At 44.6% G+C, this 1,306-nt stretch carries 1 protein-coding gene and 1 pseudogene; both read right to left on the reverse strand.

From position 1 onward, the window contains the following. Positions 1–132: 132 nt before the first annotated feature. A complete protein-coding gene (locus tag DXC04_RS15330) occupies positions 133–975 on the reverse strand; it encodes a hypothetical protein (RefSeq protein WP_199692563.1) in 843 nt (280 codons plus the stop codon). Positions 976–1,062: 87 nt separating this feature from the next. Then, a pseudogene (locus DXC04_RS15335) lies at positions 1,063–1,306 on the reverse strand (glutamyl-tRNA amidotransferase); the annotation flags it as partial.

The raw sequence follows: 1,306 nt of genomic DNA on the forward strand, positions 1-1,306 counted from the left end.
CATTCTCTCCCTTCCTTATGGCAGAGTCCTACATATAAATTTCCATTGTTCCGATAAGAGCTCACTCGTATTGCTACTGTCTCACGTCCAAATTCCCAGTTATATCTTAATGTTTTCTTTATATCCATATTTTTAACCTCCAAGTCCCATCATTTCTCTGACAATACGGTCAGATGCCTTAATTGCTCCAACCAGCACCAGTAAATTGAATACCAGTTCTCCTACATAGTTCCACACGATTGTAACTGCACTCAGCTCCGTATCTCCGACAGCCGGAGGGCTTGCCGCATAAGCAGAATAGATAATACACGCCAGTGCAATAATTGCCCCTTCCAGACACACGCCTATATAAGAACGGATAAAGTTCTTTCCGATGGACTGCGTGGGTTCTCCTGCAAACGAGGAAATCGGAATCGGGGCGATTGCCGTATACATATAGATTTTGAACATTCTGCCATACACTGTCAGGATCATTACAAATGACAATACCGTGATCAGCAGACTGCCAAGCAGTGTGACAATCCACAGCGGAATAGATTCCAGCATTCCCACGCTCTCAATCTTATCTACAATCTCCGTTGGCAGTTCTGTCACGCTTCCTGCCATACTGGAGCCACTCATTACAGTTGTCACGATTCCCTGCACAATAGAAAACAGTGCCTGCATAAGTTCCATCCCGTATGTGATTGCTCCCTGAGCAAGTGCAAACCGGATAAATGCTTTTAGCACATGTTCCGGCTTTTTCAGATCTGTAAAACTGCCACACGTTTTTATGATTCCGGCTGCAAAAAATAACACCAGTAATCCATAGGCAATGGCTGTCAGTGTATCATTGATATTGGTCATAATCCGCCAGATGCCGCCACCCTTAAAAGTTGCCGGATTTTCAGTCAGCAGAGTCCACAGTTCTGCCATCTTTTCACTCCATGTGGATAGTGCTGAGTTTAGATTCTGTACAATCCAGTTGTCACTCAAAAACTCTCACCTCCCTGAACATATTTTTGAATGCAGGAGTACCTTCCGGCACTCCTGCTGTCTCCTGATATACTTTTTCAAAGAGGCTTACGCCATAATCAGATCCAGGATTTCTTTGGCGAACGTAATAATTACCCCTCCGGCCAGTGTCAGAAATCCATTTGCCCTCTGGCTTGGATCATGGCTTTTTAAAGACAGGCCAACCTGTACAACACCAAATCCAAGCAAAATCAAACCGATTGCACGAATCAGGGAAAAAATAAAAGTAGACAGGTTATTGATAACGGACAACGGATCACCGGCTGCGAATGCGGTCGTTGCTCCGACCGTT

This window comes from Dorea sp. OM07-5 (genome assembly GCF_003481355.1).
Classification (GTDB): Bacteria; Bacillota; Clostridia; order Lachnospirales; family Lachnospiraceae; genus Dorea_D; species Dorea_D hominis.